25 protein-coding genes are annotated in these 26,123 nt (G+C 69.5%); 7 read left to right on the top strand and 18 right to left on the bottom strand.

Going from position 1 to position 26,123, the window contains the following annotated elements; genetic code table 11:
• The first annotated feature begins 19 nt into the window (after positions 1–19).
• Positions 20–904 (top strand): TetR/AcrR family transcriptional regulator, encoded by an 885-nt coding sequence (locus AB0F17_RS27045; RefSeq protein ID WP_358027953.1) that lies wholly within the window; start codon positions 20–22, stop codon positions 902–904.
• A 22-nt stretch (positions 905–926) separates the two neighbouring features.
• Here the strand turns inward: AB0F17_RS27045 and AB0F17_RS27040 are convergent, their stop codons facing one another.
• The 12 genes from AB0F17_RS27040 to AB0F17_RS26985 all read right to left on the bottom strand — a co-directional run bounded on the left by AB0F17_RS27040 (position 927) and on the right by AB0F17_RS26985 (position 14,467).
• Entirely contained in the window at positions 927–2,777 is a 1,851-nt protein-coding gene (locus AB0F17_RS27040; RefSeq protein ID WP_358027950.1) for a CheR family methyltransferase, read from the bottom strand.
• A gap of 91 nt (positions 2,778–2,868) precedes the next feature.
• Positions 2,869–3,621: an STAS domain-containing protein gene (locus AB0F17_RS27035; RefSeq protein WP_358027947.1), complete on the bottom strand. Its 753-nt coding sequence runs from the start codon at positions 3,619–3,621 to the stop codon at positions 2,869–2,871.
• Between the two features lie 108 nt (positions 3,622–3,729).
• Entirely contained in the window at positions 3,730–5,322 is a 1,593-nt protein-coding gene (locus tag AB0F17_RS27030; protein ID WP_358027945.1) for a fused response regulator/phosphatase, read from the bottom strand.
• Positions 5,315–6,979: an ATP-binding protein gene (locus AB0F17_RS27025; protein WP_358027942.1), complete on the bottom strand. Its 1,665-nt coding sequence runs from the start codon at positions 6,977–6,979 to the stop codon at positions 5,315–5,317. The genes AB0F17_RS27030 and AB0F17_RS27025 overlap by 8 nt, the downstream gene beginning before the upstream one ends.
• The gene (locus AB0F17_RS27020; RefSeq protein ID WP_358027939.1) at positions 6,966–7,991 is read right to left on the bottom strand and encodes an ATP-binding protein; all 1,026 of its coding nucleotides are present in this window, start codon (positions 7,989–7,991) and stop codon (positions 6,966–6,968) included. Before AB0F17_RS27020 ends, AB0F17_RS27025 begins: the two co-directional genes overlap by 14 nt.
• 1 nt (position 7,992) lies before the next feature.
• Complete coding sequence (locus tag AB0F17_RS27015) at positions 7,993–8,394, bottom strand: anti-sigma regulatory factor (RefSeq protein WP_358027937.1); 402 nt, start codon at positions 8,392–8,394, stop codon at positions 7,993–7,995.
• A complete protein-coding gene (locus AB0F17_RS27010) occupies positions 8,391–8,756 on the bottom strand; it encodes an STAS domain-containing protein (RefSeq protein WP_358027934.1) in 366 nt (121 codons plus the stop codon). The genes AB0F17_RS27015 and AB0F17_RS27010 overlap by 4 nt, the downstream gene beginning before the upstream one ends.
• A complete protein-coding gene (locus tag AB0F17_RS27005; RefSeq protein WP_358027932.1) occupies positions 8,756–9,592 on the bottom strand; it encodes an STAS domain-containing protein in 837 nt (278 codons plus the stop codon). Before AB0F17_RS27005 ends, AB0F17_RS27010 begins: the two co-directional genes overlap by 1 nt.
• 62 nt (positions 9,593–9,654) lie before the next feature.
• Entirely contained in the window at positions 9,655–10,806 is a 1,152-nt protein-coding gene (locus tag AB0F17_RS27000) for a DegT/DnrJ/EryC1/StrS family aminotransferase (RefSeq protein WP_358027929.1), read from the bottom strand.
• Positions 10,803–11,894 (bottom strand): GNAT family N-acetyltransferase, encoded by a 1,092-nt coding sequence (locus AB0F17_RS26995; RefSeq protein WP_358027927.1) that lies wholly within the window; start codon positions 11,892–11,894, stop codon positions 10,803–10,805. Before AB0F17_RS26995 ends, AB0F17_RS27000 begins: the two co-directional genes overlap by 4 nt.
• Before the next feature lie 123 nt (positions 11,895–12,017).
• Positions 12,018–13,256 (bottom strand): NAD(P)/FAD-dependent oxidoreductase, encoded by a 1,239-nt coding sequence (locus AB0F17_RS26990; protein WP_358027924.1) that lies wholly within the window; start codon positions 13,254–13,256, stop codon positions 12,018–12,020.
• A 98-nt stretch (positions 13,257–13,354) separates the two neighbouring features.
• The gene (locus AB0F17_RS26985; RefSeq protein ID WP_358027921.1) at positions 13,355–14,467 is read right to left on the bottom strand and encodes a ferritin-like domain-containing protein; all 1,113 of its coding nucleotides are present in this window, start codon (positions 14,465–14,467) and stop codon (positions 13,355–13,357) included.
• An 84-nt stretch (positions 14,468–14,551) separates the two neighbouring features.
• Between AB0F17_RS26985 and AB0F17_RS26980 the strand changes: the two genes are divergently transcribed.
• Entirely contained in the window at positions 14,552–15,196 is a 645-nt protein-coding gene (locus tag AB0F17_RS26980; protein WP_358027919.1) for a TetR/AcrR family transcriptional regulator C-terminal domain-containing protein, read from the top strand.
• A 20-nt stretch (positions 15,197–15,216) separates the two neighbouring features.
• Here AB0F17_RS26980 and AB0F17_RS26975 read toward each other — a convergent pair whose 3' ends face one another.
• Complete coding sequence (locus AB0F17_RS26975) at positions 15,217–15,753, bottom strand: lytic transglycosylase domain-containing protein (protein WP_358027916.1); 537 nt, start codon at positions 15,751–15,753, stop codon at positions 15,217–15,219.
• A gap of 336 nt (positions 15,754–16,089) precedes the next feature.
• Complete coding sequence (locus AB0F17_RS26970; RefSeq protein WP_358027913.1) at positions 16,090–16,497, bottom strand: transglycosylase SLT domain-containing protein; 408 nt, start codon at positions 16,495–16,497, stop codon at positions 16,090–16,092.
• 187 nt (positions 16,498–16,684) lie between these two features.
• Between AB0F17_RS26970 and AB0F17_RS26965 the strand changes: the two genes are divergently transcribed.
• Positions 16,685–17,170, top strand: coding sequence for a glutathione peroxidase (locus tag AB0F17_RS26965; RefSeq protein WP_358027910.1), 486 nt, complete (start codon positions 16,685–16,687; stop codon positions 17,168–17,170).
• A 260-nt stretch (positions 17,171–17,430) separates the two neighbouring features.
• Here the strand turns inward: AB0F17_RS26965 and AB0F17_RS26960 are convergent, their stop codons facing one another.
• The gene (locus AB0F17_RS26960; RefSeq protein ID WP_358027907.1) at positions 17,431–18,543 is read right to left on the bottom strand and encodes a LacI family DNA-binding transcriptional regulator; all 1,113 of its coding nucleotides are present in this window, start codon (positions 18,541–18,543) and stop codon (positions 17,431–17,433) included.
• Between the two features lie 170 nt (positions 18,544–18,713).
• On the opposite strand from AB0F17_RS26960, the gene ugpC reads away from it, so the two are divergent.
• Positions 18,714–19,931, top strand: coding sequence for a sn-glycerol-3-phosphate ABC transporter ATP-binding protein UgpC (gene ugpC / locus AB0F17_RS26955; protein ID WP_358027905.1), 1,218 nt, complete (start codon positions 18,714–18,716; stop codon positions 19,929–19,931).
• 202 nt (positions 19,932–20,133) lie between these two features.
• Here the strand turns inward: ugpC and AB0F17_RS26950 are convergent, their stop codons facing one another.
• Complete coding sequence (locus AB0F17_RS26950; protein ID WP_358027902.1) at positions 20,134–20,883, bottom strand: SDR family oxidoreductase; 750 nt, start codon at positions 20,881–20,883, stop codon at positions 20,134–20,136.
• 105 nt (positions 20,884–20,988) lie between these two features.
• On the opposite strand from AB0F17_RS26950, the gene AB0F17_RS26945 reads away from it, so the two are divergent.
• The 3 genes from AB0F17_RS26945 to AB0F17_RS26935 all read left to right on the top strand — a co-directional run bounded on the left by AB0F17_RS26945 (position 20,989) and on the right by AB0F17_RS26935 (position 24,913).
• Entirely contained in the window at positions 20,989–22,155 is a 1,167-nt protein-coding gene (locus AB0F17_RS26945) for an LLM class flavin-dependent oxidoreductase (protein WP_358027900.1), read from the top strand.
• Positions 22,156–22,327: 172 nt separating this feature from the next.
• The gene (locus tag AB0F17_RS26940) at positions 22,328–23,539 is read left to right on the top strand and encodes a YbfB/YjiJ family MFS transporter (RefSeq protein ID WP_358027897.1); all 1,212 of its coding nucleotides are present in this window, start codon (positions 22,328–22,330) and stop codon (positions 23,537–23,539) included.
• A gap of 153 nt (positions 23,540–23,692) precedes the next feature.
• Complete coding sequence (locus AB0F17_RS26935; RefSeq protein WP_358027894.1) at positions 23,693–24,913, top strand: SMI1/KNR4 family protein; 1,221 nt, start codon at positions 23,693–23,695, stop codon at positions 24,911–24,913.
• Here AB0F17_RS26935 and AB0F17_RS26930 read toward each other — a convergent pair.
• A complete protein-coding gene (locus tag AB0F17_RS26930) occupies positions 24,910–25,302 on the bottom strand; it encodes a hypothetical protein (protein WP_358027892.1) in 393 nt (130 codons plus the stop codon). The two genes, AB0F17_RS26935 and AB0F17_RS26930, sit on opposite strands and share 4 nt — an antisense overlap.
• A 115-nt stretch (positions 25,303–25,417) precedes the next feature.
• Positions 25,418–25,915 carry a hypothetical protein gene (locus AB0F17_RS26925; protein ID WP_358027890.1) on the bottom strand — a complete coding sequence of 166 codons (498 nt, stop codon included), beginning with the start codon at positions 25,913–25,915 and terminating at the stop codon, positions 25,418–25,420.
• Positions 25,916–26,123: the final 208 nt, after the last annotated feature.

Raw genomic sequence — 26,123 nt, 5'->3', positions numbered from 1 at the left:
ATAAACAAGGGAGGTGCCAATGGCCGGAGGCGGCGCGGGTGATCCCGACGACGGGGTGGAGCTGCTGTGGCAGGAAGGCGACGGCGAGCCGCGACCGGGGCTGAGCCTGGGCCGGATCGTCCGGGCCGCGGTCGAGCTGGCGGACGCCGACGGGCTGGAGGGCCTGTCGATGCGCAAGGTCGCCGAACGGCTCGGGTTCACCACGATGTCGCTCTACCGCCACGTGCCCGGCCGTGACCACCTGCTCGACCTCATGCGCGACGCCGTCATCGGCCTCCCGGGCACGATCCCGCCCGAAGGGGCCGTCGCGGAGCCGGCCGGCGAGGCGGGCGGCGAGGCGGGCGGGTGGCGGGCGCGGCTGGAGGCGTGCGCGCGTGAAGGGTGGGAGCTGCGTAAACGGCATCCCTGGGTGGCCGAGGTGCGGGGCACCCGCCGGGTGCCGGGTCCCAACGCCGTCGCCCACTACGAGTACATGCTGAGCGCCGTCTCCGGCACCGGCCTCGCGCCCGCGGAGATGATCGCCGTCGTCGGGCTCGTCGCCCGGTTCGTCGACTCCGAGGCCGTCCGGCTGGCGGAGGTGGCGCGGACCGAGCGGCTCAGCGGGGTGAGCGAGGAGGAGTGGTGGGGCGCTCGCGACACGCTATACGCGCGCCTCGACCGCTACCCGACCCTCACCTACCTGTGGGAGGCGGGGGGTTACGACGAGCCGGAGGACCCGTTCGAGTTCGGCCTGCGCCGGGTGCTGGACGGCATCGAGGTGCTGGTGCAAGAGCGTGATGAAACGCGTGACGAAAGCTGTCGGATATGTGGCGCGCCGGTCGAACGGGCCGCGTCGGGCCGGCCGCGCGCGTACTGCTCGCGGGCCTGCCAGCAGCGCGCCTACCGCAAACGCAGATCCGGCTGACCATCGCGGCCGGGAGACGCGCTCATTCGCGGTCGAGAACGTTCATGACCATGATGAGCCCCCGCACCGAGTCGTCGGCCTTGCGCAGGTGGGAGAGCTGCAGGGTGAGCGAGGTGGGGCGTCCTTGCCGGTTGACGGCGTTGAGCACCATCCGGCCGGCCGGGTCGGCGCTCTGGCCGTCGAGGAGCGCGGCCCGCAGGTACGGGTCCAGCGAGTCGAGCGGCAGGCCGAGGTCCAGGGCGTCGAGTTTGCCGCCCACAGCCTCCGCCGAGCGGACGCCCCACAGCTCCTCGGCCCCGCGGCTCCAGACCATCACCCGTAGCTCGTGGTCGAGGACCACCACGGCGTCGCCGAGACCGCGCACCACCGCGGACACGAACTGGTTGGCCTGGTCCAGCTCGACGCTCCGCGACGTCAGCACGTCGTTGATGTGCTGGAGCTCGCCGTTGGTGGACTGGAGCTCCTCGTTCATCGTCTCCAGTTCCTCGTTGGTGGACTGGAGCTCTTCGTTGGTGGTCTCCAGCTCTTCGTTGGTGGACTGGAGTTCCTCGTTGGTGGTCTCCAGTTCCTCGTTGAGCGACTGCAGCTCCTCGTACGCCTGCTCCAGCTCCCTGTTGGCCTGCTCGACCTCGTCGCGCAGCCTGCGATAGCGGGTGACGTCGGAGAAGTGGATGCCCACGCCGACGTGTTCGCCGCCGGCCAGGAGCGGGACGACCGAGATGTCGAAGACGCCGCCGTCGGCCACGCCGGCCCGATGCCAGGTGACCTCCCGCAGCTCGACCGGGCGCTGGTCCTGACAGGCCCGCTCGATCACCGAGCGCAGCTCGACGGGCCGGTAGGACACCTCCAGATCCTGGAAGGGGCGCCCGATGTCGCGGGGGTTGAGGTTGAACAGGGACTCCGCCCGGGAGTTGACCAGGGCCAGGGTGCCGGCGCTGTCGACGACGAGCTGGGCCACCGGCCCCGAACCCAGCGCCGCCGTCTCCAGCGCGGGCGGGCGGTGGTCGTGCGCCTCGCCCGATCCGCCCATCGGCCACGGCGCGCGATCCGCGGGGAACGTGGAGACGACCTTCCTGAACAGCCGCATGCGCAGGTTGACCGGCTCGAACCTGTCGCTGTGGTTGAGCATCGTCTCGGCCTTGCCGAGGAACAGGAAGCCGGGATCGGCCAGCGCGAAGTGGAAGCGGCGCAGGATGTTCAGCTGCGTCTCGGTGGTGAAGTACATCAGCGTGTTGCGGGCCAGCAGCAGGTCGACCCGCGAGATCGGCGCGTTGTGCGTGAGGTCGTTGCGGCCGAAGATGAGCTGGCGGCGCAGGTCGCGGCGGACGGCGAAACCGTTCTCGACCGGTTCGAAGTAGGTGTCGCGTAAGTCGGCCGGCAGTTCGCGGAGCCGGCGTTCGTCGTAGATCCCGGTCCTGGCGACGTGGAGAGCCTTCTCGTCGAGATCCGTGCCGTAGATCTTCACCCGCTCGCGGAAGCGCTCCATGCCGAGCTCCTCGGCCAGCACCATGGCCACGCTGTACGCCTCTTCGCCCGTGGCGCAGCCCGCGCTCCACACTCTGATCGCCTTGGTCGCGTTCCTGCCGCTGAGCAAGCTGGGGATCACGCTCTCGCGCAGTGCCTGCCACGCCGCCGGGTCACGGAGGAAGCTGGTCACGTTGATCAGCAGGCTGTCGAAGAGCCGGGTGAACTCCTCCGGCTCGAGCTCGAGAAAGTCGCGGTATTCGCTGTAGTCGCGCAGCTTCAGCGACTCCAGGCGCCGGCCGATGCGACGCATGAGCGTGGTGCGTTTGTAACCGGTGAAATCGAACCCCCGTGTCTCCTTGAGAAGGACGAGGAGGTCATCGAAATCATGCTCTTCCTCTGGTGTCACAGAGGAAGAGTACGCCGAGCCGAGCTGCTCAGGAGGGCAGCAGATTGTCACCATGGCGGGCGATCCGTGACTGCGGCGGGGCCACCGCCCATCAGCCGAGGTGGCCGCTCCCGGGAACGGGAGGCGCGCTCGCGGACAACGTCAGGGCGGCTCTGGCCCGGTTGGCGCGCATGGTGGTCACGGCCGCCAGGCAGCGTGCCCGCGTCTCCAACATCGTCAGCCGCACCTGGTTGTAGCGGTGGGTCCGCTGCTTCAGCGCCTCCACCTGCGTGGCCGCCTGCTCACGCAGCGCGTGCGCGCGGGCGATGGCCGAGACGAGGGTGAGGTTCGTGCCGGACTCGGCGGCGCTCGCCGGAGGCGGGGCGGGGAGTTCCGGGAGTGCGGGGCCGGGGCGCCGCCGGGAGTGCTTGCCGGCCCGCGCGGGCTGGGCACGGGGCAACCGTCGCAGCCGTGGCAGATGGCGGCGTGCGGGAGGCAAGGGATCTCCGGGGTTGACGCCCGCCGCCGTGAGAGCCTCCTCCAGGGTGGCGTACACCCGCATGGGCGCGCGGGAATGCTCGGTCACCAGCTCGATCAGGCGGCACAGCGAGGACCCGGCCTCGGCGACGGCCAGGCCGCCTCCCTTGACGCGCAGGGCCCGGTGGGTGGCGGCGAGCCTGTCGATGCCGGTCAGGTCGCAGAACCACAGGTCACCGGCACCCACGATCACCTGCTCGACCGGCGACTCGATCAGCGGCTCCAGCGTGGCGGCCAGCACCGGCGCGGTGGTGGAGTCGAGCTCCCCCGTCAGGTGGAGCACCACGACGGTGGCCGACACCGTCGTCAGGCGTACTGACAGGAACATCGCTCGATCCCCTCCGCTGAGGCCCGCCCGAGGCCGCGATCTCCGAGGCGAAATTCCGCTCCTGCCCATCGTGCTCCCCCATCGGGCAGAGGGCCAGGCTCCCGCGCGTCAGGTCTCGCGCCGTACCGCCACGATGGCCACGTCGTCCTCCCGCGAGCCGAACGCGGCGAGCAGCCGGTCGCAGAACTCCTCCAGATCGTCCTCGACCGTCTCGGCCACCTGCCTGGCCTGCTCCAGGCTGTCGTCGAGCAGGATGCCGCGGTCCTCCACCAGCCCGTCGGTGAACAGCAGCATCGTGACGCCCGCGGGCAGCTCCAGCCGGGTCACCTTGTAGTCCTCGTGCGCCACGCCCAGCAGCAGGTTGCCCAGGCCCAGATAATGGGCGCCGGGACCGGCCAGCATCGGCGGGATGTGCCCGGCGTTGGCCATCTCGACCACGCCGGTCTCCGGATCGATGAGCAGCAGGCAGACGGTGGCCGTCATGCCAGGGTGATATCGGCGCAGCACCTTGTTGAGCAGGTCCATCGACGCGCTCAGGTCGACCGAGTCGATCAGCGAGGCACGCAGCGCGTGCCGGAGTTCGGCCATGATGGTCGCCGCGTGCAGCGAGTGGCCGGCCACGTCGCCGATCGCCACCAGCACCTGGTCGCCGAGCCGCAGCACCTCGTAGAAGTCGCCGCCGACCTCGATGTTGTCCACGGCCGGCTGGTAGCGGAACGTCACCGTCAGACCGGGCACGTCGGGGATGCGCGTGGGCAGCAGGCTGCGCTGCAGGGTGAGCGAGGTCGTGTGCTCCTCGGTGTAGACGCGCAGCGCGTCGACCGCCAGCGCCAGGCCCTGGCCGAGCTGTCTCAGCACGTTCATCTCGTCGCCGTCCAGCGGCGGGTCGGCCTCCAGCCCGAGGTAGACGGGCGGCTGGCCCCTCTTGGTACGGCACAGCACCCCCGTGATCGGCGCGCTGACCCGAACGTCCTTCACCAGCTCGACCCACTCGGCGGCCGGCACGGTGAAGACCTTGGCCCCCGCCGCCTCGCCCAGCGACATGTCGCTGAGCCGGTCCAGCAGCTTGGGGATGGCCGACCTGTTGCCGGCCGTCTCGCCGGGCCGGGCGCGGACGCGGCGCATCCGGCCGTCCGGTGGCAGTGCCAGCGCGACCGTGTAGCGGCCCAGGATGCCGACCATGCCCTCGACGGCCACCGTGAGCAGCCGGTCGAAGGAGTCGGCCGCGTTCATCTTCGAGGTGACGTCGGCCAGCTTTGCCATGCGCTCGGCCATCAGCTCCGCCCGCCGCCTGGCGCGGTAGTAACGCAGCGTCGCCTCTACCGTCGCCGCGAACTCGGCCGGTTCGATCGGCTCCGACAGGTAGGCGTCGGCGCCGCGTTCGAGGCCCTCCGTACGGTCGGCCGAGGTGATGGCGTTGCCCGACACCTGGATGACCGGGATCGAGGTCGTCGCCGGGTCCGCCTTGATCCGCTCGCATACCTCGAAGCCGCCGAGGTCGGGCAGCCGTACGTCGAGCACGACCAGGTCGGGCCGGCGCGCGGCGAGCACGGCCAGCGCCTCCTCGCCGCCGGCGGCCTCGACCACGGTGTGGCCCGCCCTGCGCAGCCAGCTCGACAGGATGTAGCGCTTGGTCGGGGTGTCGTCGACCACCAGCACGGTCGCGGGCCCGGTCGCGGCTCCCGGCTCGTACTCAGTCACGATCCGTCCCCGCCGCGTCGCGAATGGCCTGCAGCAGCTGGTCACGGCGTAGCCCCTGCTTGGACAGCACTGGATGGCCGGACGGCGCGGTGTCGGGCCGTATCGTCACCACGACGACGCCCACCTGCCCCAGGGCCTCGTCCTCGGCCATGCGCTGCAGCAGCGCGTGGCCGTCCAGCCGGGGCATCAGCATGTCCAGCAGGATCACATCCGGCGGGCGCGCCGTCATCATCTCCAGCGCGGCGATCCCGTCACCCGCCTCCTCTGTCTCGACGGCGAAGCCGTACAGCATTCTGCGGGCGGCGGCGCGGAACGCCTCGTCGTCGTCGGCGATCAGCACCCGGCGCACCTCGGGCGTGCCGTCGTGGTGCGGCAGCCGCATCGTCACCGAGGTGCCCCGCCCGACGTCGCTCGCCAGCTCCAGCGTGCCGCCCAGCGCCTCGGCGAGCCGGCGGGCGTACGGCAGGCCGAGCCCGGTGCCCTTGGTCTTGACCTGGAGCACGCTCGGCACCTGGAAGAACTCCTCGAACACGCTCTTCAGATAGCGCTCGGGGATGCCGATGCCGGTGTCGGTGACCGTGATGACCACCTCGTCGGTGCCCGTGTCGGCGTGGGCGCTCAGCCGTACCTCGCCCTCCGGGGTGAACTTCAGCGCGTTGGACAGCAGATTGCGCAGGATGCGGGCCAGCATCACCTCGTCGGTGTAGACGTCGTCGACGTCGGCCGCGACGTCGACGCGCAGCGGGACGTCGCCGGGTTCGCTGGTGGGCTGCATCGTCAGGCGCAGGTGGTTGGCCAGCGTGGGCAGGTGGACGACCGACGACTGGGGGTCGAGCCGCCCGGACTCGGCCTTGGCCATATCGAGCAGCTCGCCGACCAGCTCCAGCAGCGTCTGCGCCGAGCCGCCGATGAAGCGCACCTGACGTGTCTGCTCCTCGCTGAGCGGTTCGCTGCCGGGCCCGACCAGCAGCCTGACCAGGCCGATGACGGAGTTGAGCGGGGTGCGCAGCTCGTGGCTGACCGTCGCCCAGAACCGGCTCCTGGCCTCGCCCGCCTCGCGGAGCTGGCCGGACTTCTCGTCCAGCTCCGCGTAGAGGGCGACCACGCCCCTGTTGGTCTCCTCCAGCTCGGTCGAGAGCTGGTTGTACAGGGCCAGCACGCCGGTGTTGGTCTCCTGCAGCTCGGCGTTGAGCTGCAGCACCTCCTCCAGGGTCGAGGCCAGCTCCTTGTTCTGCTGGCGCAGTTCCTCGATCGCGCTGACCGGCGCCATCCCGGCCAGGCGCTCGCGGATCTGGTCGATCGGGAGCCGGGGGGAGTGGGGAGGCAGCCGCTTGGCGATCGCGACCCGCCCACGTCCGGCCTCGAGGGTGACCGCGTCGACCAGGCGGCCGGCCAGTGCCAGCCCCTCGGATCGGGCGAGGTCGGCTCCCGGTGCGTGATCCATGGTGATGAGTAGATTCCCTTCGTCCAGCGAGAAGACGACGACCGCTCCGGCGCCGAGCAGTTCCCTGCAGACCTCGCTCAGCGCGGTCGCCACCCTGACCTGGTCCTGAGCCTCCAGCCCGGCCAGCTCGGCGGCGGCCTTGCCCAGGCGGCGCACCACGAAGACGTCCTGGTCGCGGTCGAGCCGGGCCCTGGCCAGCTCAGTCGCGGTCATCGCCGGGCCTCACGGTCACCACGCAGGCGTCGTCCCTCCGGCTGCCCGCCTCACGCAGCAGCCCGGCGGCGACGACCGCGGGGGAGCGGGCGAACAGGCCGGGCACGGCGGAGGGGTGCCAGCGTTCGGTCAGCCCGTCGGAGTGCAGCACCACGGTGGAGTGCTCGGGCAGGTCGAAGTCGTACTGGCGCAGGTGGCGGGCCTGGTGGCCGGCGATGCCGGGCACCGAGACCATCCCCCGGCGGCCCTCGGCGTCGGCGATCCAGCCCGAGATGTTGCCCAGCCCGGCGTAGGACACGCTGGTGGTCCTGATGCGCGCCACCGCGACCGCCCCTCCCCGGGTATGTCCGAGGCCCCGGTGCAGGCGTTCGAGTGTCGCCAGCGGCTCCTGGTCGGCTGCCCGCAGGAACAGCTCCACCGCGGTCCTGGACGCCTGGGCGGCGAGCTCGCCGTGGCCCAGGCCGTCGCACAGCAGCACCGTCGTCTCGGGCGTGGCGCCGTCACCTGTCGCGGCGATCGCGAAGGAGTCGCCGGAGACCACCTCCTCGCCGATGGGGCGGCTCAGACCGCTGGCGTGCGGCGCCGCGCTGGGCGCGTCGGCGGCGGTGAAGTGCATGACCAGGATGGTCCCCTTGCCGGGCAGGGAGTGGACGTCGTACCAGGAGGAGATGCGGGCCATCGCCCCCATCCCGATGCCGAGGGTGCCGGAGGTGGAGTAGCCGTCGCGCAGGGCGCGGGCGACGTCGGGCATGCCCGGACCCCTGTCGATGGCGACCAGCTCCACGACGGCCGGGTTCACCGGCTGGGAACGGACCATGACGACGCCCTCCACCGCGTGCTTGACCAGATTGGAGACGGCCTCGGTGACCGCGACCGCCGTCTGCCCCGTACGCTCGGCGTCGAACCCGGCTGCCTCGGCGAGATCGACGGCCATCCGGCGGACGGTGCCCACCGCGCTGGAGTTCTCGGCTCGTACCCAGGTGTCGTCGTGCGCGTATCTCACCGCCACCATGTCATCGAGCCCATTTCGTCACCGTCACCGTCGTGCCCTTGCCGGGGGCGGAGACCAGGTCGAACTCGTCGACCAGCCGCCGTGATCCGCCCAGCCCGAGCCCCAGGCCGGTGCCGGTGGTCCAGCCGTCGGTGAGCGCCTGCTCGATGTCCGGAATCCCCGGACCCTCGTCGCTGAAGGCGATTCTCAGGCCCTGGCGGGCCCCGTTCTGGATGAGCTCGATCGTGGCCAGGCCGCCGCCGGCGTACACCAGGGCGTTGCGGGCCAGCTCGCTGGCCGCGGTCACCACCTTGGTCTGGTCGACGAGAGACAGCCCCACCTCGACGGCGACGCTCCGGACCCGCTGGCGGACCAGCACGACGTCGGCGTTGCCGGCGATGGGCACCTCCCAGCCGGCGCTCACGGGGTCGCGCCTCTCACATGGTCGAGGCGCGCGATTCCCTTCTCCAGATTGAGCGCGGTCTGTACGCCGCCCAGCGACAGGCCGAGCTCGACCAGGGTGATCGCCACGGCGGGCCGCATGCCGACGACCACGGTCTGGGCGCCGAGCATCCGCGTCGTGGCGGCGATGGTGGACAGCATCCTGCCGATGAAGGAGTCGACGATCTCCACGCCGGTGATGTCGATGATGACGCCGCGCGCTCCGGTGGTCACCACCGCGTCGGCCAGGTCTTCCTGAAGGGCGAGCACGCTCTGATCATCGAGGTCGATCTGGATGGAGATGATCAGGATGTCGCCCAGCTTGAGGATGGGCACCCGGTCCATCAGACGTGCTCCGTCCGCACCGCGATGCGGGTCGCCCTCGGCGCGATCACCTCGATGCCGCTCCGCCTGAGCGCGTAGGCCAGCGCGTCGGCCAGCGAGGCCTTGGTCACGATGTCACCGAACTCGATGCCGAGCGTGACGATGGTGTGCGCGATCTGCGGGCGGATGCCGGAGATGACGCACTCGGCGCCCATCAGCCGGGCGGCGACGACGGCCTTCAGCAGGTGCTGGGCGACCTGGGTGTCGACGGCCGGAACGCCGGTGATGTCGATCACCGCGTGCTCGGCGCCGGTGTCGACCAGCGTCTGGAGCAGCTTCTCCATCACGACCTGGGTCCTGGCCGAGTCGAGCGTGCCGACCAGGGGCACCGCCACGATGCCCTCCCACAGCTTGACGACCGGCGTCGACAGCTCCAGCAACTGCTCGGCCTGGTCGAGGATGATCCGCTCACGGGCGGTCGTGTACGACTCGAAGGTGAACAGGCCGAGGTCGTCGATGAGCCTGGAGAACCAGATGAAGCCGCGCAGCGCGTCGGGGGCGCCGTCGCCCTCGACGACCTCGTACAGCGCCTCCTTCAGCCCGAAGACGGCCCTGGAGGTGTCCGCGGGGGTGAAGCCCTGGCGGGCGCGGGTGCGCGACAGCTCGGCGAGCAGGCCGCGCAGATCGGCGAGGTCGCCGCTGCCGTGCTCCAGGGAGGAGAGCAGCGCTCGGTAGATCTCCGTGAGCTCCTCGCCGGTCGCCTTGGCGATCAGGGTCCACCGGTGCAGGATCCGCTCCTCGTTCTCACGGAGCAGCTCTTCGATACGTCGCCTGGCGACATCGGCATCGACGGTCAAGGTCACTCCTGGAAGAGAGAATTCACCGGCATTGCCGGGGATGCTAACGACACTGTTCCGCATCATGCTCTGTCGAACCTCGCGCCGTCTGCCGGACGGGCGCCCAGCCGGGTCAGCAGCCGCACCATGCGCGGGGCGTCGAGCGGGTCGACCGGTAGCACGTGACTGGTCCACCAGCGGGCGATCTCGGGCGTGGGCCCCTGCCGGATCATCGGCAGGTAGTCGTCCAGCGGCGGATCGTAGATGAAACCGGGCACCACGCCCAGCCTCTCCAGCCCGGCGACGATCTCGTCCCGCTTCTCGACCATCAGCGGCACCCGCAGGAGCGGACGTATGGGGGCTTCGCGGACGCCCGCCGCCACCCACGGGGTCCGGCGCAGCGCCTCGACCCCGGCCAGGCGGCGCTCCCGCTCGCGGTCGATCACCCGCAGGCGCGAGCGCTGGTAACGGGAGAGCGCGGGGCCGGGGCGCATCCGCCAGCCGTCGAGGTCGATCCCCAGCCATGGGTCCATCGCTGTCAGATCGCCCCTGACGGCTAGGAGGGCGTCCTCACGGGGTGAGAGGCGGTGCCCGGTCCACTTGACGATCCCGAGCCGCCGCGAGGCGTGCCACATCAGCCGGACCATGCCGGTGCGGTAGAGCGTCTCGCGGAGCATCGGCTGCAGCACGGCCTCCGCCTGGTCGCGCGGCTCGCCGGGCAGCAGCAGCGCCTCCCTCGCCTCGGCCAGCGCCGCCAGCGCGCCCGGATTGGGGGTGGTCAGGAAGCCGCCGGACATCGCCCGGCCGTGCTTGGCCAGGCTGAACACGCCTGCCTGGCCGAACGTGCCCGCCGCGCGGCCGCCGACCATGGTCAGGAAGGCATGGGCGGCGTCGTCGATGAGGACGAGGCCGCGTCGCTCGCACTGCTTCATCAGGTTCGTCATCTGGTCCGGCTGGCCGTACAGATGCGTGGTGATGACGCCGGACAGGCCGCTCCAGTTGACCCGCGGCGCGTCGATGTTGCCGTCGCGCCACGACACCGGTGCCATCACCGGCTCCAGGCCGGCGGCCAGGGCGATGAACAGCACGGTCTCGCAGTTGGTCGGCGCGATCAGCACCCGGTCGCCGGGGTCGAACCAGTGGCGCAGCGCCAGCAGCAGGCCGAACCGGGCGGACGGCACGTGCAGGCAGTCCTGGCCGATCCGGTGCCGCATGAGGTCTTCCAGCGGGCTCATCGGCTGCCGGCCCGGGCGCGCAACCGGCCGTACCGCTTCAGCACGCGGTCGGCCAGGCCGTACAGGAAGGGCACGTCGAGGATGAGGCGGCGGACCCGGCGGATCGGCTCGGTGCGCATCCAGTGGGCGGCGGCGCCGAAGGTGCGGCGCCGCACGATGCCCTCGGTGATGGGAACGTTCCTACTGCACAGGGCGCCCTTGTATTCGTAGCCGGCGCCGATGCTGAGGTCGAGCGAGGTGATGCCGAGCTCGGCGGCCGCTTCGGCCATGCGCAGGTGCTGGATCAGGCCGGGCGAGTATTTCGCGTACGCCGGATCGTAGGCGGGGAACCAGCCGACGAGCACCGAGTCCGTACGGAGGCCGAAATGGCCCGCCACCGGCTCGCCGCCCGCGTAGAGCATGGACAGCACCCCGCCGAACTCTTTCCCGTCGATGGCGTGCAGCCTTTCGACGAGCTCGATCACCCAGTCCTGGCCGAAACGATCAGCCCGGCCGGTGCGCACGTATTGCGCCGACTTCCACGCGCGCAGTAATCGCAGCTGGTCAGCCGATTCCACGGCGAAGACCGCGGAAACCTCGCCGAGATCGCGGCCGAGTTTGCGTTCTTTGTATTGGGTGGTCTTGAGGAATTTCGGCGACCGGTCGCGGAGCCCGGCGAGATAGGCCGGGTAGCCGTCGGCCAGGTCGAGGATCACCGCCTGCTGCTCCAGCGTCTCGTACGGCCGGAACCACGACTGGCCCGGCACCAGGCAGCCGAACTCCCACACGTCCAGCCCGCACGCCTCCAGCAGCCCGTGGACGTCGAAGTCGGCCCCCTGGCGGTGGATGATCCCCTGGCACAGCGACACCCAGGCGCCGATGGCCATGCCGACTCCGGCCTGCCGCTCGTACGGGAAGAAACCGGCGACGCCGTCCGCGTCCTCGATGATCGCGACCCGGGAAGCGGGCCGGACCTCGCCCACCGCGATCGTGAACTCGGGACTGAGGAAGGGGTTGGCGAGATGCGGCTGTGCCTGCTGCATCTGCCGCCAGGCCGCGATCTCGGATGAGCCAAGCTCACTCGGCGGCACGACGGTTACTTTCGCCAAGGATTCCCCTTTTGTGGCTATTGATGGCTAGTGGACTGTATATAGCAGCCCGGCCTCGAAGGGGCTTAGCAGGCGTAACAAAGTGATATCCGCTCGCGTTTGCCGGTCAGTCCTTTCCCGGCGTCACTCGACGACCGTGGCCGCGCTGCGGCGCGGCCCGGCGTAACGCGTGAAGAAGGCGACCAGGACGCTCACCCGGTTGCGCCCGCCCAGCAGGTACGTCACGTGCAGTCCGATCCAGGCCAGCCAGGCGGGCAGGCCGTGCATGGTCAGGCCGTTGGCCAGTTGCAGCACGGCCTCGCCCCGGCCGACCGTGGCCATGATGCCGGGATCGCGGTAGGAGAAGGGCGCCGCGGGACGGCCATGGGCGAGTGCCAGGATCTGCTTGCCCACGTGCTTGCCCATCTGGATGGCGGGCTGGGCGAGCTGCGGCAGCGGATCGGGCGGCCCCGCCAGGTCGCCGGCGACGAAGATCTCGGGGTGCGCTTCGACGTTGAGCGCCTGGGTGACCGTGATGCGGCCGCCCTTGCCCTGCGGCAGGCCCAGGTTCGACACCTCGGCGGGCGCGGCGACGCCGAGCGCCCATACGGTCACGTCGCTCGGCAGCCGGGTGCCGTCGCTCAGCACGACCGCGTCGGCCTCGACCGAGGTCAGCGTGCTGCCCAGCCGCAGGCGCACGCCACGCTTGCGCAACGCTTTCGCGGCCGCGTCCCGCAGCCGGGGCTTGTACGGCGCGAGCACGTAGTCGAACCGCTCGACCAGGGTGACGCTCGTCTGCTTGGGGCTGATCTCCGGAAAGGTCAGCGGGAGCGTCCGGTGGCGCAGCTCGGCCATCGTGCCCGCCATCTCCACCCCGGTCGCGCCCCCACCGACCACCACGGCGTGCGCGCTCTCCCGCCGGCCCGCCGCGACCTCCTCCAGGAGGTTCTGCAGGCGCCTGCGCAGCACGATCGCGTCGTGGACCGAATAGATGGGATAGCTGTGGTCCCGCGCGCCCTCGATGCCGTACCAGTTGGTGGTCACGCCGGTGGTGAGCACGAGGTAGTCGTAGTCGAGCGAGGTGCCGTCGTCCAGGTCCACGCGCCGCTCGGCCGGGTGCACCTTGGTCAGCGCGGCCCTGAGGGCGCGCGCCGTCGGATACTTGGCGGCGTAGGCCCGCGTCGGATACGACACGTCGCCGGGGCCGAGCCCGGCCGTCGCCACCTGGTAGAGCAGCGGCTGGAAGGTGGTGTAGGCGTGGCGGTCGACGAGCGTGACGCGCGCGCCGCCGCGGGCCAGCTCCCGCGTGGCGTTCAGCCCGGCGAAGCCCGCGCCCACGACGACGACGTGCGGCGGCCTGCCGGACCGCGGTTCCTGGACCATCAAGAGGTGCCCCCTCTGGCGAATGCGCTGTCTCGGTGCATATGGCACAAAGGGGAACTCTTAAACCACTCGCCGGGTCTGCGGTCAGGCCGCTGACGTCAGGAGGCGCCGAGTTCGATGGTCTCGGCGACCTCGGCGTGGCGCTCGGTCTCCTCCTCGGCGAAGCGGGCCTCGTCGATCTTGTCGGCGATGTCCTCGTCCTGCTTCATCAGCGTGTCGAGCGACTGGCCCGCCATGTCCAGCACGCCCATGTCCGCGTACGCCTGCTGCAGGCGCGGGCTCCACAGCCCGATGTCCTTCACGCACGGCACGATCCGGCTGAACAGCAGCGACCGGAACAGCCGCAGGTACTCCGAGTGCTCCGTGGCCATTTCCGCCTCTTCGACCTCCGCCTTCGACAGGCCCAGGTTCTCCCACGTCTCCCGGCCCCTGAGCCGGTCGCGCATCAGGTAGCAGCCCTCGATGACGAAGTCCTCGCGCTCGCGCCGCTCGGCCTCGGTCAGGCTGCCGTAGTAGTCGCGCAGCGCCATCCGGCCGAACGCCACGTGCCGGGCCTCGTCCTGCATGACGTAGGCGAGGATCTGCTTGGGCAGCGGCTTGGTGGTGATGTCGCGCATCACGCCGAACGCCGCCAGCGCTAAGCCCTCGATCAGCACCTGCATCCCGAGGTAGGGCATGTCCCACCGCGAGTCGCTGAGCGTCGAGTCGAGCAGCGCCTTGAGGTGCTCGTTGATGGGGTAGGCCAGGCCCACCTTCTCCTGCAGGAAACGGGCGTAGGTCTCGGCGTGCCGGGCCTCGTCCATGGTCTGGGTGGCGGCGTAGAACTTGGAGTCGAGGTCCGGGACCGATTCCACGATCTTGGCCGAGCAGATCATCGCGCCCTGCTCGCCGTGCAGGAACTGGGAGAACTGCCACGCCGCGCCGTGCAGGCGGACGTCCCGACGCTGCTTCTCGTCCATCCGGTGCCAGAGCGGCGTGTCATAGATGGCGATCGTCTGGTCCGGGATGCCCAGGACGTTGTACGGGTCGACCTCCAGGTCCCAGTCGATGCGTTTGGTGGAGTCCCACTGCTTGTCCTTGCCCTTCTGGTACAAGGCGAGCATGCGATCCCGGCCGTCGTCGTACTCCCACGTGAACCTGCTGGCTCCGGACATCTCCACGTCCCATGTGGAGAGTTCGGCGGGGATGGTGTAGAGGCGGTGAGTCGACATGAGTCCTCCGCAGGGGGGTTACGTACACCGTACGTCCTCATCGAGGCTTGCACGTACGGCGTACGTCCGTCAATAGAATGAGCTATGCCCACCGAGCCTCTTTCGCGGACCCGCATCGTCGCCGCGGCGATCGATCTCATCGAGCGCGAAGGGGCCGACGCGGTGTCCATGCGGCGCATCGCGGCGGAGCTCGGCGTCGGCGTGATGTCGCTCTACAACCACGTGCCGAACAAGGACGCCCTGCTGAACGGCGTCGCCGAGGCGGTGCTCAGCCAGATCGAGTTCACCGACGATCCCGATGCCCACTGGACCGACCGGGTGCGGATGCAGGCCCGCGCCTTCCGCCAGATCGCGCACGGACACCCGCGCTCCACGATGCTCGTCGTCAGCCGCCAGCTCCACTCCAACGCCGGGCTGCTGCCGGTCGAGCGGGCCCTGGCCACGCTGCGCAGCGCCGGGTTCGACGGGATCGACGCGGTGCGGGTGCTGCGGATGTTCATCGCCTACATCGTGGGCTCGCTGCTGCGCGAGGTCGGGGTGACACCCACGTTCGCCCCGCTGCACCGGCACATGGTCAACCCGGACGACGTCGATCCGGCGCTGTTCCCCGAGGTGAGCGGGCTGGCGCCGCTGCTGGCCAGCTGTGACCACGACGCCGAGTTCGACTTCGGCGTCGAGCTGCTGATCCAGGCGATCGCGGTGCTCCCGAAGAGGGAGGGCACCCGGTGATCCCGGATGCCCTCGTTTCTCTAGTACCAGTTGTGTGCTCTGAAGTGGCCCAAGGCGCCACACGGCCGGCCGTATCTCCCCTTGATGTAGGCCAGGCCCCAGCGGATCTGCGTCTCGGGGTTGGACTTCCAGTCCGGGCCCGCGCCTCGCATCTTTCCTGCCGGGAGCGCCTGTGGGATGCCGTAGGCGCCTGAAGAGCTGTTGTACGCGCGGTGGTTCCAGTTGCTCTCCCTGGTCCAGAGATCGTCCAGGCACTGGAACTCCTGGTAGGACCAGGCCCGCTGGACGACCTGGTCCAGGGCGATGCCCTTGTTCCTGGTCTTCCGCGGCACGGCCTTGATCTTCGGCTTGGCGGCGGTGGTCCAGGTCCGGGTCCTGATCACGGGGGCGTGCCACGAGCCCTCGTATATCCGCGGCTTGGCGATCGGCGGTTCGGCGATCGGTGGTTTGACGATCCGCGATTCGGATGCGGCTCCGGCGAGCGTCGAAGGTCCGGTGACGGTCGTGAGCGCGGTCAGAGTGATGAACGTGTAGCGCAGGGCGCGTTTGCTGTCCATGTCGATCCTAGCTGTCGGGTCGCGTGCGGACGGGCGCTCTTGCTTCCCCGGCGCCCTGCCGGTCCGCGTCCGTGGCTCGGACGCGGAGGGTCCGCGCGGCCCCCCGGGCTTCCGTTACGCCCGATAGTGCTGGGCGGCCCGGAGGGCTCCACGACGTTTCCTCTAGCCGGTTTCTATTACCGTCAGTCACTGTTCATCACTCTCAGTGGTTGACTTTGGGAAGACGTTGGCGCGGTGGCTAGGGATATTTAGCGTTCTCGCTGGACCGCCATGGTGTGGCCCGTTCGCGCGTTGACCTGGTCTTTCGCGAAAACGGAGGCGGCTGCGGGGTTTGGATCAGTACCAGTGGTGGGACTGGAAATGCGCCCACGCGCGGCAGGGGGAGCCGTACCGCTGCTTGATGTAGCCGAGGCCCCACGCGATCTGCGTGCGCGGGTTGGTGCGCCAGTCATGGCCCTTGGTGGACATCTTGTGGCCGGGCAGCGCCTGCGGGATGCCGTAGGCGCCCGAGCCGTTGCCGGCCCGGTGGTTCCAGCCGCTCTCTCTCGACCAGAGCCGCTCCAGGCACCGGAACTGGGCCTTGTTCCAGCCGCGCTTGCTGACCATGGGCTTGGCGATCGCCTTGTTCTTGGCGACCGCGCTTTTGAGTGCCTGGGAGCTCTGCGCCTGTGCGGCCGTCGCGCCGCCTGTCGCCACGAGCGTGGCCGACAGGATCAAGACGCTGGTACGGCGGAGCATGGGCATGCGGGTTCCCTTTCGATGGGTTCGGGGGACCGCGCCACCCTGCCCTATCAGCCCGATTTATCGCGAATTGACCATGAAAAAGTAGATCGTTGGCAAAGATCACGTTTTATGGTTGTTCAGGGGAAATGTCCGGAAAATGTGGACTACATCACAAACTGCGGGCGGAGGCGTTCTGTAGGGTCGGATCATGAGTCTTCGTGACATTCCGGTCCGCACCCTCGCGGACGCCCCGACCACGCTCGCCGAACTCGTCGGTGACAAGGCCGTGCTCATCGTGAACGTGGCCTCCAAATGCGGCCTCACCCCGCAGTACACCGGTCTCGTCGAGCTGCAGCGGCAGTACGGCGAGCGCGGGTTCAGCGTGATCGGCATGCCGTGCAACCAGTTCATGGGCCAGGAGCCCGGCTCGGCCGAGGAGATCCAGGAGTTCTGCGCCACCACGTACGGCGTCGACTTCCCGCTGCTGGAGAAGGCCGAGGTGAACGGCCCCGACCGGCACCCCCTCTACGGCGAACTCGTCGAGACGCCCGATGCCGACGGCGCGGGCGGCGACATCCAGTGGAACTTCGAGAAGTTCCTCGTCGACCGCGACGGGGCCGTCGTCGCCCGCTTCCGCCCCGGCACCACGCCGGACGACCCGGCCGTCATCGCGGCGATCGAGAAGCTCGTCTAGCGGCTTGCGGCCGGCTGGGCCGGTATTCGGCACGTCATCACGACTGGCCTATGTTTCCGCACTCCCCGCCGCACTTCGGCTGGGGTCCTTCTGGGGAGCGGGGGCGGTGGTCGCTCGGGGTCCTTCTGGGGAGCGGGGGCGGTGGTCGCTCGGGGTCTTTCGGAGGAGCGGGGGCGGCGGTCGCTCGGGGTCTTTCGGAGGGGCGGGAGTGGCGGTCGCTCGCGGTGCCGGTGACGAAGCGGTTCGTGCGGAAAGCGCGGCTAGTGGCGCGGGCCGCAGCTGCCGCGGACGATGAGCTCCGTCGGCAGCAGCACGCTCCGTGGCCGCCTGCTCCCCGCCCGCAGCACCAGCTCCGCCGCGCGGTAGCCCATGTCGCGGCCCGGCTGGGCGATCACGGTCAGCGGCGGGGAGCACAGCTCGGCCCACGGCACGTCGTCATACATCACCAGCGACACGTCGCGCGGCACCCGCAGATCCAGCTCCCTGGCCGCCAGCACGGCCGCCTCGCCCAGCACGTTGCCTCCGGTCACCACCGCCGTCAGGTCGGGACGGCTCTGGAACAGCCCGGAGGCGGCGGCGTAGGCCGAGTCGCGGCTGCCCGTGGCGAACACCACCAGATCCTCGTCCACGGGCGCCCCCACCGCCTCGCGGAAGGCCGCCACCCGCCTGCCGTGCCCCGGGCCGCCCAGGAAGGCGATCCGCCGGTGGCCGAGCCCTCTCAGGTAGCGCACCGCCGTACGGATGCCGGCCCGGTCATCCGCCAGCACGGCGGGAACGTCCAGCGGCCGGGCACGCGACGCGGGCGGCAGGCCGTCGAGCAGCATGAGGTCGGTGACCGTGGCCGCCCCGGAACCCTCGTCGGACGGCGAGCCGGACAGCGAGCCGGGGCGTGTGCCGGGCCCGGCGTCGGTTGGCGCGTCGGACGGCAGCCGGTCGGCGAAGACCACTGTCATGCCCGCCTTGATCGCCGGGCCCCACGTCTCGGTGCCGCCCGACGGGACCGCGATCACCCGGTCCAAGCCCTGCTCCAGCAGCATGCCGACCAGCTCGGCCTCCTGCTCGGGATCGTCGCCCGTCGAGCCGAGCACCACCGGCTCGCCCGCCGAGCGCGCGCAGGCCAGCACGCCCTCGGCCAGCTGGCCGTAGAAGGTGTCGGTGAGGTCGGGCACGAACAGCCCCATGCCGCCGGTGCGGCGCTGGCGGAGGTTGCGCCCGAGCGCGCTCGGGCGGTAGTCGAGGTGGGCGGCGACGGCCAGCACCCGCTCCCGTGTCTCCGGACTGGCCGAGCCGCCGGACAGGACCCGGGACACGGTCGCGACGCCCACACCGGCCGCCTCGGCCACGTCCTTGATGGTCGCCCGCCTCGATTCCATGGAAACGATTCCATCATGGTTTCCGTCGCGCTGGAAGCCCGTGCCACCAACATGGGCTGCTCTCTTGACACTCTTGTCCGTTTCGGGTGAGATGCTTGAAAACGTATCCATGAGAGTGGGTACCCCCCGCACAACATCCGGGTCACCGCTCGGGAGCGCGAAGGAATGGCATGGCATCCATCGTTCTGACCAATGTCGACAAGATCTACGCCGGTGGCGTGAAGGCTGTGAACGGGCTCAACCTTGAAATCAAGGACGGCGAGTTCATGGTGCTGGTCGGCCCCTCCGGTTGCGGTAAGTCGACCGCGCTCCGGATGATCGCTGGTTTGGAGGACATCAGCGGTGGCGAGATTTCGATCGGCGAGAAGGTGGTCAACCACCTCCCGCCGAAGGACCGCGACATCGCGATGGTCTTCCAGAACTACGCCCTGTACCCCCACATGACGGTCGAGGAGAACCTCGCCTTCGGCCTCAAGCTTCGCAAGATGCCCAAGCCGGAGATCCAGAAGCGCGTCAACGACGCCGCCAAGATGCTCGGCCTGGAGACCTACCTCAAGCGCAAGCCGGCCGCACTCTCCGGCGGTCAGCGCCAGCGTGTCGCGATGGGCCGCGCCATCGTCCGTGAGCCGCAGGCGTTCCTGATGGACGAGCCGCTGTCGAACCTCGACGCCAAGCTCCGCGTCTCCATGCGCGCCTCGCTCAACCAGATGCACGAGCGCCTCGGCGTCACCACCGTCTACGTCACGCACGACCAGGTCGAGGCCATGACGCTGGGCGACCGCGTCTGTGTCCTGCGCGACGGCATCCTGCAGCAGGTCGACACGCCCCAGAACCTGTTCGACAAGCCGGTCAACCTGTTCGTTGCAGGCTTCATGGGCTCGCCCGCCATGAACTTCGTCACCGCCGAGCTGGTCCGCGACGGTGGCGCCGCCGTCACGTTCGCCGACCTCAAGCTGGACATCCCGGAGTCGACGTTCACCGACAAGCCGGGCCTCGACCAGTACATCGGCAAGCAGATCATCCTTGGCATCCGCCCGTCCGACTTCGAGGACGCCGCTTCGGCCGGCCAGAACGCCAACGGCTGGGCCACGCTGGCCGTCAAGGCGGAGGTCACCGAGGAGCTCGGCTCCGAGATCAACGTCCTGTTCCTGATCGACGCCCCGCCGGTCGAGCACAAGGACACCGTCGCCGCCGCCGACACGGGCGACGACGAGGAGGCGGCGCTGCCGCTGCTGGGTGACAAGTCGCTGTGGACCGCGCGCGTGAACGCCCGCAGCCACGCGCGTCCGGGTTCGAGCCTCGACCTGGTGCTGGACACGCACAACCTGCACTTCTTCGACCCCACCTCGGGCCTGGCCATCGGCCACGAGGCGAACGTCGGCAAGTGATCTCCACCGGATCTCGGTCGTGAGCCTGCTCTCGACCGACCGGATGCGAGCCCCTCGCACCCGACCTCGGTCGTGAGCCTGCTCCGACCGACCGGGCGCGAGTCGCTCGCACCCACCTGGGCCCCCACCGCGACCCCCTCCCGCGGCGGGGGCCCGACCTCTTCTTGCCGCAGGTACGCCCCGCCGTTACGGCCCGTGCCTTCTAGCGGCCGATTTTCGCTCCCGCGTTGCCGACGAGCCTGCGGGGGATGAGTCTGCCGATCGCCACGATCACTTTGTAGCGCACGTCGGGGATCGACACCCACTTGCCCATGGCAAGATCGCGCATGGCCGTGTTGACCACGTTGTCGGCCTTGAGCCAGAGGAAGCCGGGGATCTGCGACGCGTCCATCGACGCCCGTGCGTGGAATTCCGTTCGCACGAAGCCGGGACACAAGGCCATCACCTTGATCCGCGGACCGGCCACCTCGGACGCGGTCGATTCGCTGAAGTTGACCACCCACGCCTTGGAGGCGCTGTAGGTGCCTCGGGTGAAGAAGGCCGCCACGGAGGCTACGTTGATCACCGCGCCCCGATCGCGCTCCCGCATGCCGGGCAGCACGGCCAGCGTCAGCCGGAGCACGGCTTCGCAGTGGAGCTTGAGCATGCGCGTCTCGTCCTCGACCGACACCTCCAGGAACTTCCCTGGGTGGCCGAACCCGGCGTTGTTGACCAGGAGATCGACCCCGTCGCGCAGCCGCCCTTCGACCCGGGCCAGGCCGTCGTCCGTGGCCAGATCGGCGGGCAGCGGCTCGACGCTCACGCCGTACCTGAGCTTGAGCTGACCCGCGACTTCCCTCAGCCGGGCCTCGTCGCGAGCCACCAGAACCAGGCTGAACCCGTCGGCGGCCAGCCGGCGGGCGAAGGCGGCGCCGATGCCGGCGGTCGCGCCCGTGATCAATGCGGTAGGCATGGCAGAACCTTAGCCGCTCTGCTCCCCACCGCCTGGCGGGTCATATTGCCGCCGCGGAAATTCTCGAGTGAACTGAAGCCATAGTCGAGATCACGAGGAGCAGCGATGAGCAGGCTGCGTTTCGGCGTCTTCATGGCCCCCTTCCATGCCGCGGGGCAGAATCCCACCCTGGCCATCGAGCGCGATCTGGCGTTCATGGAGCATCTCGACAGGCTGGGATACGACGAGGCATGGATCGGCGAGCATCATTCCGCCGGTTCAGAGATCATCGCGGCGCCGGAGATCTTCATCGCGGCCGCGGCGCAGCGGACCCGGCACATCCGGCTCGGGACCGGCGTGACCTCGCTGTCGTACCACAACCCGCTCTGGGTCGCCGACCGCATGGTGCTGCTGGACCACCTGACGCGCGGGCGGATCATGCTCGGTGTGGGTCCCGGCTCGCTGCCCACCGACTCGGCGATGATCGGGCTCAACCCCACCGACACCCGCGAACTGCTCGACGACAACCTGGACATCGTGCTGCGGCTGCTGCGCGGCGAGAGCGTCACCGCGCGGACCCGTACGCACACGCTGGTCGACGCGCGGCTGCAACTGCGGCCGTACTCCGACCCGATGTTCGAGGTGGCCGTCGCGGCGGTGGCCTCGCCGACCGGTCCGCGCCTGGCCGGACGCCACGGCCTCGGCCTGCTGTCGATCGGCGCCACGCTGAGCGCCGACGGGTTCGACGCGTTGGCGCATCACTGGAACGTCATGGAGGAGCGCGCCGCGACGTACGGGACCACCGTCGACCGCGACGCCTGGCGGCTGGTCGGCATCATGCACGTGGCCGAGACCCGCGAGCAGGCCGTCAGGGACGTGGAGTACGGCATCGAGGCGTGGTTCCGGTACTTCCAGAAAGTGGCGGCCTTCCCGCAGATGGCCGTTTCGGGCGGCGACCTCAAGGAGATGATCGACTTCGTCCGCGGGTCCGGCATCGGCGTGATCGGCACCGTCGAGGACGCGAAGGCCCAGGTGCAGCGGTTGGTCGACCAGTCCGGTGGCTTCGGGGCGATGCTGTTGATGGCGCACGACTGGGCCGACCCCGCCGCCACCAACCGGTCCTACGAGCTCATCGCCCAGCATGTGATGCCCGAGTTCCAGGGCCAGGCGCAGCCGACCCTGGACGCGCGGGCCCGGGCGAGCGCGGTCCGCGAGGGGCACGCCGAGGCGCAACTGGCCGCGGTCACCCACATGATGAACAAGTACCAGTCCGAGGCGAACATCAAGGACTGATCGCATCGAAGGGCCACCGCCGGGCGACGAACCCTGAGGCGTTGATCACGCGCCTCAGCACGCCACTGCCCTTCCAACGCTCCTGACCCGGCGTTCCGTCGGCCGACCCGGGGTGATCCGACCTGTCCGGGGGTGGTTAGCCTGGGGCGGCAGCCGGCGATCGGAGAAAGACGTGAGCACGACGACCCGTTCCACCTCTGTCCATGGGCGGTCGCCGTGGCTGGTCGTGGGGCAGGCGGCGGCGGCATTGGCTGCCGGGATAGGCGTCGGGCGGTTCGTCTACACCCCCATCCTGCCGCTGATGCACGCCCAGGCCGGGCTGTCCGCCGAGCTCGGCGCGTCGCTGGCCACGGCCAACTACATCGGCTACCTCGTGGGGGCGCTCGCGGGCACCTTCGTTCCCGCTCTGGTGCGGTCGGTCATCGTTCTGCGCGGTTCGCTGGTCATCCTGATCGCGACACTGGCCCTGATGCCGGTGACCCACGACGGCGCTGTGTGGTTCGGGCTGCGGCTGATCGCCGGCGTGGCCAGCGCCCTGATCTTCGTGATCGCCGTCAGCGCGGCGTTGACCCGCCTGCGCGGGCAAGTGCAGCACCTGACCGGATGGGCCTTCGGCGGAGTCGGCGCCGGTATCGCCCTGTCCGGCCTCCTGGTGCTCCTGCTGCGCTCCGTCACCACGTGGCAAGCCGCGTGGTGGAGCTGCGCGGCCCTGGCCGCCCTCCTGGCCGCCGCCGCGTGGGGACTGACTCCCGCGCCCCAGCCGGCCTCCGCCGGCCAAGGGGCGGCTCCCGACCGGCCCAGGACGCACCGGTGGTTCTGGCCCTTGTTCGGCAGTTACACCCTCGAAGGCATCGGCTACATCATCGCCGGCACCTTCCTGGTCGCGGCGATCGAACAGAGCGTCCCCGGCCCGCTCGGCAGCAGCGCCTGGATCCTGGTCGGCCTCGCCGCCCTGCCGTCCAGCGCGCTGTGGGCCTGGCTGGCGCACCGCTGGTCGCGGCCTTCTCTGCTGTTCGCGGCGCTGACCATTCAGGTCGTCGGGGTCGCGCTGCCCGCCCTCCTCGGCGGCGTCGCTCCAGCGCTGATCTCGGCGGTGCTGTTCGGCGGCACGTTCATGGGAGTGAGTACGCTCGCGCTGGCCATCGGCACCCACCTCCGGGGACCGCGCGCCGTTGCCCTGCTCACCGCCGGATACAGCGCCGGCCAGATCCTCGGTCCCGTGCTGGCCGCCCCTCTGCTCCAGCACGGCTACCGCCAGGCCCTGCTCCTCGGCGGCGCCGTGGTCCTCGCCGCCGTACTCGCGGCCGTCGGCGTGTGGATCCGGTTCCCGCAGCTTCAGGCCCCATCCGCCCCACTTTCAAGCCACGCCCGAACGCCCGACTGAGCTGCGGTAATCGCGCGCCTATTCGTCGACGTCCGGATGGTTCGACTTACGCGCCGGTGAGAACACGTCCGGGATAAAGCTCGATCGGCACATCCTGCGTACGGAACGGCTTTTTGATCTCCGTGTAGTCAAATTAGAGGTACTCTGCCGGACGTGCGGCGATTGATCACCTTACGCGGGCTATGGCTCGTGCTTGCGGCTACCGTTGTGGCAGCGACAGTTGCTGTGATCGTGCGCTCTCGCCGCCGCTCGACGCGTTGGCCGGTAGTTCAGCCGGACGGGGCGGCTTCCGAGGTTTCGTTTCCCGCCCAGGTCGAGCCTGTAGCGCAGTGGCCTCCAGCACCGATCCTCGGCACGCCCACCGCTGAGGACCTCGAGCGTTACGCCGCCGAGCCCTCCGTCTTCGACCGCCCCGCGGTAAAAATGTTCTTCGGAGGCGGCCAGAAAGGGGAGCCGCTGGACGAAGCCACCCGACGCCGCCTCACCCGCTGGGGAATCGCCGGACTGGCGCTCTGCCTGCTGGTAGTCGGCTCGCAAGCCCTTGAATTCGTCACCTTCTCCAAGGATGACGGGGTAGAGACCATCGGGGAGATCTCGTACCAGGAAGAGCCGTGCGATATTGAGCGCTGCTTGGTCGCCGAGTACGAGCAGGCACCTACTCCGGACGACAATGACTACTCTGAGCCCGCCCAATACGTGGAGAGGCAAGAGCCGGTCCCCGCCGCTCAGCCGAGCCTCGACGCGGACTGCCGGCCCGAGAACCGCACCCCGCGCGTGCGGAAGCTCGACGCCAAGGCGACCCGGGCGGTGAACCGGCAGTGGCAACGCATCGAAGCATGGCTCAAGGCCCACGCCCCCAGGAGCTATCGCACGCTCGGCAAGCCCGGAAAGGCGGAGAGCATCGCGGCGGCGGAGGCGCAGATGGGCTTACGATTCCCCGACGACCTGCGGGCCTCGCTACTGCGACACGATGGAGCCGCCGTAGTGGATGACACCTCGCCCTTCGGCTTCCTGGGCAACGGGAACTTGAATCTCCAAGGGATCCGTGACACGTGGCGAAGGCTGTGCGAGATGGACGATGAAGACGAAGGGGAGCCGGCCGATCCTCGATCGGAGTGGTGGGACGGGCGCATGCTCCCCTTCGGGTCCGACGGTGTGGGCAACCGGCTCGTGATCGACTCGGTGAAACGTGACGTCGGCGAGACCGATCACGAGGGAAGTATGAGCTTCATGCCGGGAGGGGTCCGCATTCGCTCGTACTACGCCCTGCTGAAGGCCACCGCCGACGCCATGGAGAACGGCGGCTCCATCGGCTACTGGAAGCCCAGAACAGTCGCCGATGAGCTCGATTGGGATATCCGCCGGCGAGGCTAGTTCACGATGATGTAGTTAAGTCGTACTTGCAGAGTGCTGTCCCAGTGGATATGTCCTCTCACGATGATGTCGCCATTGGCGCGTGGGACGACGTTGTTCACCGTCATGATGGCACTTCCCAGAAATGGGTTTCCATCGCTGTCGAGTTCGGTCATCGAGACGGCTACCTGAGAGAATGCGTTGACTTTATCCGTGCCGAGGGACTCCCGGTGGGCGAAGGGCCCGCTCCCGCTGAAGTCGACGAAGTGCCAGAACGTGCTCGAAGGGACGCCTGAGCGTACGATCTTGCCGAATTCGCCGCTGCTCTTGACAGAGTCTTCCGGGATGAATTCGACTGACGAGGTGCCGGACGTGCCATCGACCTGGTCGGTACCATATGTGGACGCCATGATTTCCCACCTTGTGCGGAGTGATATCTGGGAGGGTGGATACCCCGCACTTCGCGCGCGACAACCGGGAATTCCCGCAGTTTGCCGACAGGGTGGGAATCTTTGAGATCGCGGATCAGGTGTGTCGCGCCTGCAGCATCGGTTTGAGCGCCACCAGCGCGCCCACGACGAAGATGGCGGTGGCCAGGTAGATGAGCCCCAGGTGGCCGACCGTGGCGAGATGGTACGGGTAGTGCGCGGGCAGGGCGATGACGAGGGCCAGCACGGGCGCCACGATCGCGGTCACGTACGCCCACCACAGTCCGTGCCTGACCCCGAACCAGGCGAGTGCCGCGGTGGCCAGCCCGGTCGAGGCGATGAACCCCGACAGCGCGATGTGCAGGTGCGAGATATATCTGAACAGCTCCGGACTGAACGCCTGGACCTGGGCCCGGCCGACGTCAACCTCGTTCGGGCCGATGCCGAGCTCCAAGAACCCGCCGGTGAAGTTACGGACGAAGAAGATCACCGCATAGCCGATGAACGCCAGGCCGGCCAGTGCCATGAGGCCTGCGCCGAGGCGCAGGGCGCCGGGCACCGCGCCTGTCGCCGGGTGATGAGCGATGGTCGCCATGGCCGCCCCCTTTCCTGGAGAGTTCGCCAAGGGGGATGAACAGCTCTATTGTCCCACCTGCCCGAGAGCCGGGTAGAACCGCGGCGGTCCTACCCGACCCTCGGGAGGAGACCCGGCCTAGAAGTCCATGTCTCCGCCACCCGGCATGGCCGGGGCGGCAGGGTTCTTCTCGGGCTTCTCGGCGATGACCGCCTCGGTGGTGAGGAAG

The organism is Nonomuraea sp. NPDC026600, assembly GCF_040638335.1.
In the GTDB taxonomy this organism is placed as follows: domain Bacteria; phylum Actinomycetota; class Actinomycetes; order Streptosporangiales; family Streptosporangiaceae; genus Nonomuraea.
Note: the sequence above shows the minus strand (reverse complement) of the source record. Positions and strands in the feature narration are given on the sequence as shown.

Bases quoted from the DNA above. Each gene is read 5' to 3' on its own strand.
- AB0F17_RS27025 (WP_358027942.1), bottom strand. From the start codon at position 6,979: ATGACCGCGACTGAGCTGGCCAGGGCCCGGCTCGACCGCGACCAGGAC.
- AB0F17_RS27010 (WP_358027934.1), bottom strand. From the start codon at position 8,756: ATGGACCGGGTGCCCATCCTCAAGCTGGGCGACATCCTGATCATCTCC.
- ugpC (WP_358027905.1), top strand. From the start codon at position 18,714: ATGGCATCCATCGTTCTGACCAATGTCGACAAGATCTACGCCGGTGGC.
- AB0F17_RS26975 (WP_358027916.1), bottom strand. From the start codon at position 15,753: ATGGACAGCAAACGCGCCCTGCGCTACACGTTCATCACTCTGACCGCG.
- AB0F17_RS26930 (WP_358027892.1), bottom strand. From the start codon at position 25,302: ATGGCGTCCACATATGGTACCGACCAGGTCGATGGCACGTCCGGCACC.
- AB0F17_RS27020 (WP_358027939.1), bottom strand. From the start codon at position 7,991: ATGGTGGCGGTGAGATACGCGCACGACGACACCTGGGTACGAGCCGAG.
- AB0F17_RS27035 (WP_358027947.1), bottom strand. From the start codon at position 3,621: ATGTTCCTGTCAGTACGCCTGACGACGGTGTCGGCCACCGTCGTGGTG.
- AB0F17_RS26960 (WP_358027907.1), bottom strand. From the start codon at position 18,543: ATGGAATCGAGGCGGGCGACCATCAAGGACGTGGCCGAGGCGGCCGGT.
- AB0F17_RS27000 (WP_358027929.1), bottom strand. From the start codon at position 10,806: ATGAGCCCGCTGGAAGACCTCATGCGGCACCGGATCGGCCAGGACTGC.
- AB0F17_RS26990 (WP_358027924.1), bottom strand. From the start codon at position 13,256: ATGGTCCAGGAACCGCGGTCCGGCAGGCCGCCGCACGTCGTCGTCGTG.
- AB0F17_RS26970 (WP_358027913.1), bottom strand. From the start codon at position 16,497: ATGCCCATGCTCCGCCGTACCAGCGTCTTGATCCTGTCGGCCACGCTC.
- AB0F17_RS26965 (WP_358027910.1), top strand. From the start codon at position 16,685: ATGAGTCTTCGTGACATTCCGGTCCGCACCCTCGCGGACGCCCCGACC.
- AB0F17_RS26950 (WP_358027902.1), bottom strand. From the start codon at position 20,883: ATGCCTACCGCATTGATCACGGGCGCGACCGCCGGCATCGGCGCCGCC.
- AB0F17_RS26985 (WP_358027921.1), bottom strand. From the start codon at position 14,467: ATGTCGACTCACCGCCTCTACACCATCCCCGCCGAACTCTCCACATGG.
- AB0F17_RS26945 (WP_358027900.1), top strand. From the start codon at position 20,989: ATGAGCAGGCTGCGTTTCGGCGTCTTCATGGCCCCCTTCCATGCCGCG.
- AB0F17_RS26925 (WP_358027890.1), bottom strand. From the start codon at position 25,915: ATGGCGACCATCGCTCATCACCCGGCGACAGGCGCGGTGCCCGGCGCC.
- AB0F17_RS26980 (WP_358027919.1), top strand. From the start codon at position 14,552: ATGCCCACCGAGCCTCTTTCGCGGACCCGCATCGTCGCCGCGGCGATC.
- AB0F17_RS27045 (WP_358027953.1), top strand. From the start codon at position 20: ATGGCCGGAGGCGGCGCGGGTGATCCCGACGACGGGGTGGAGCTGCTG.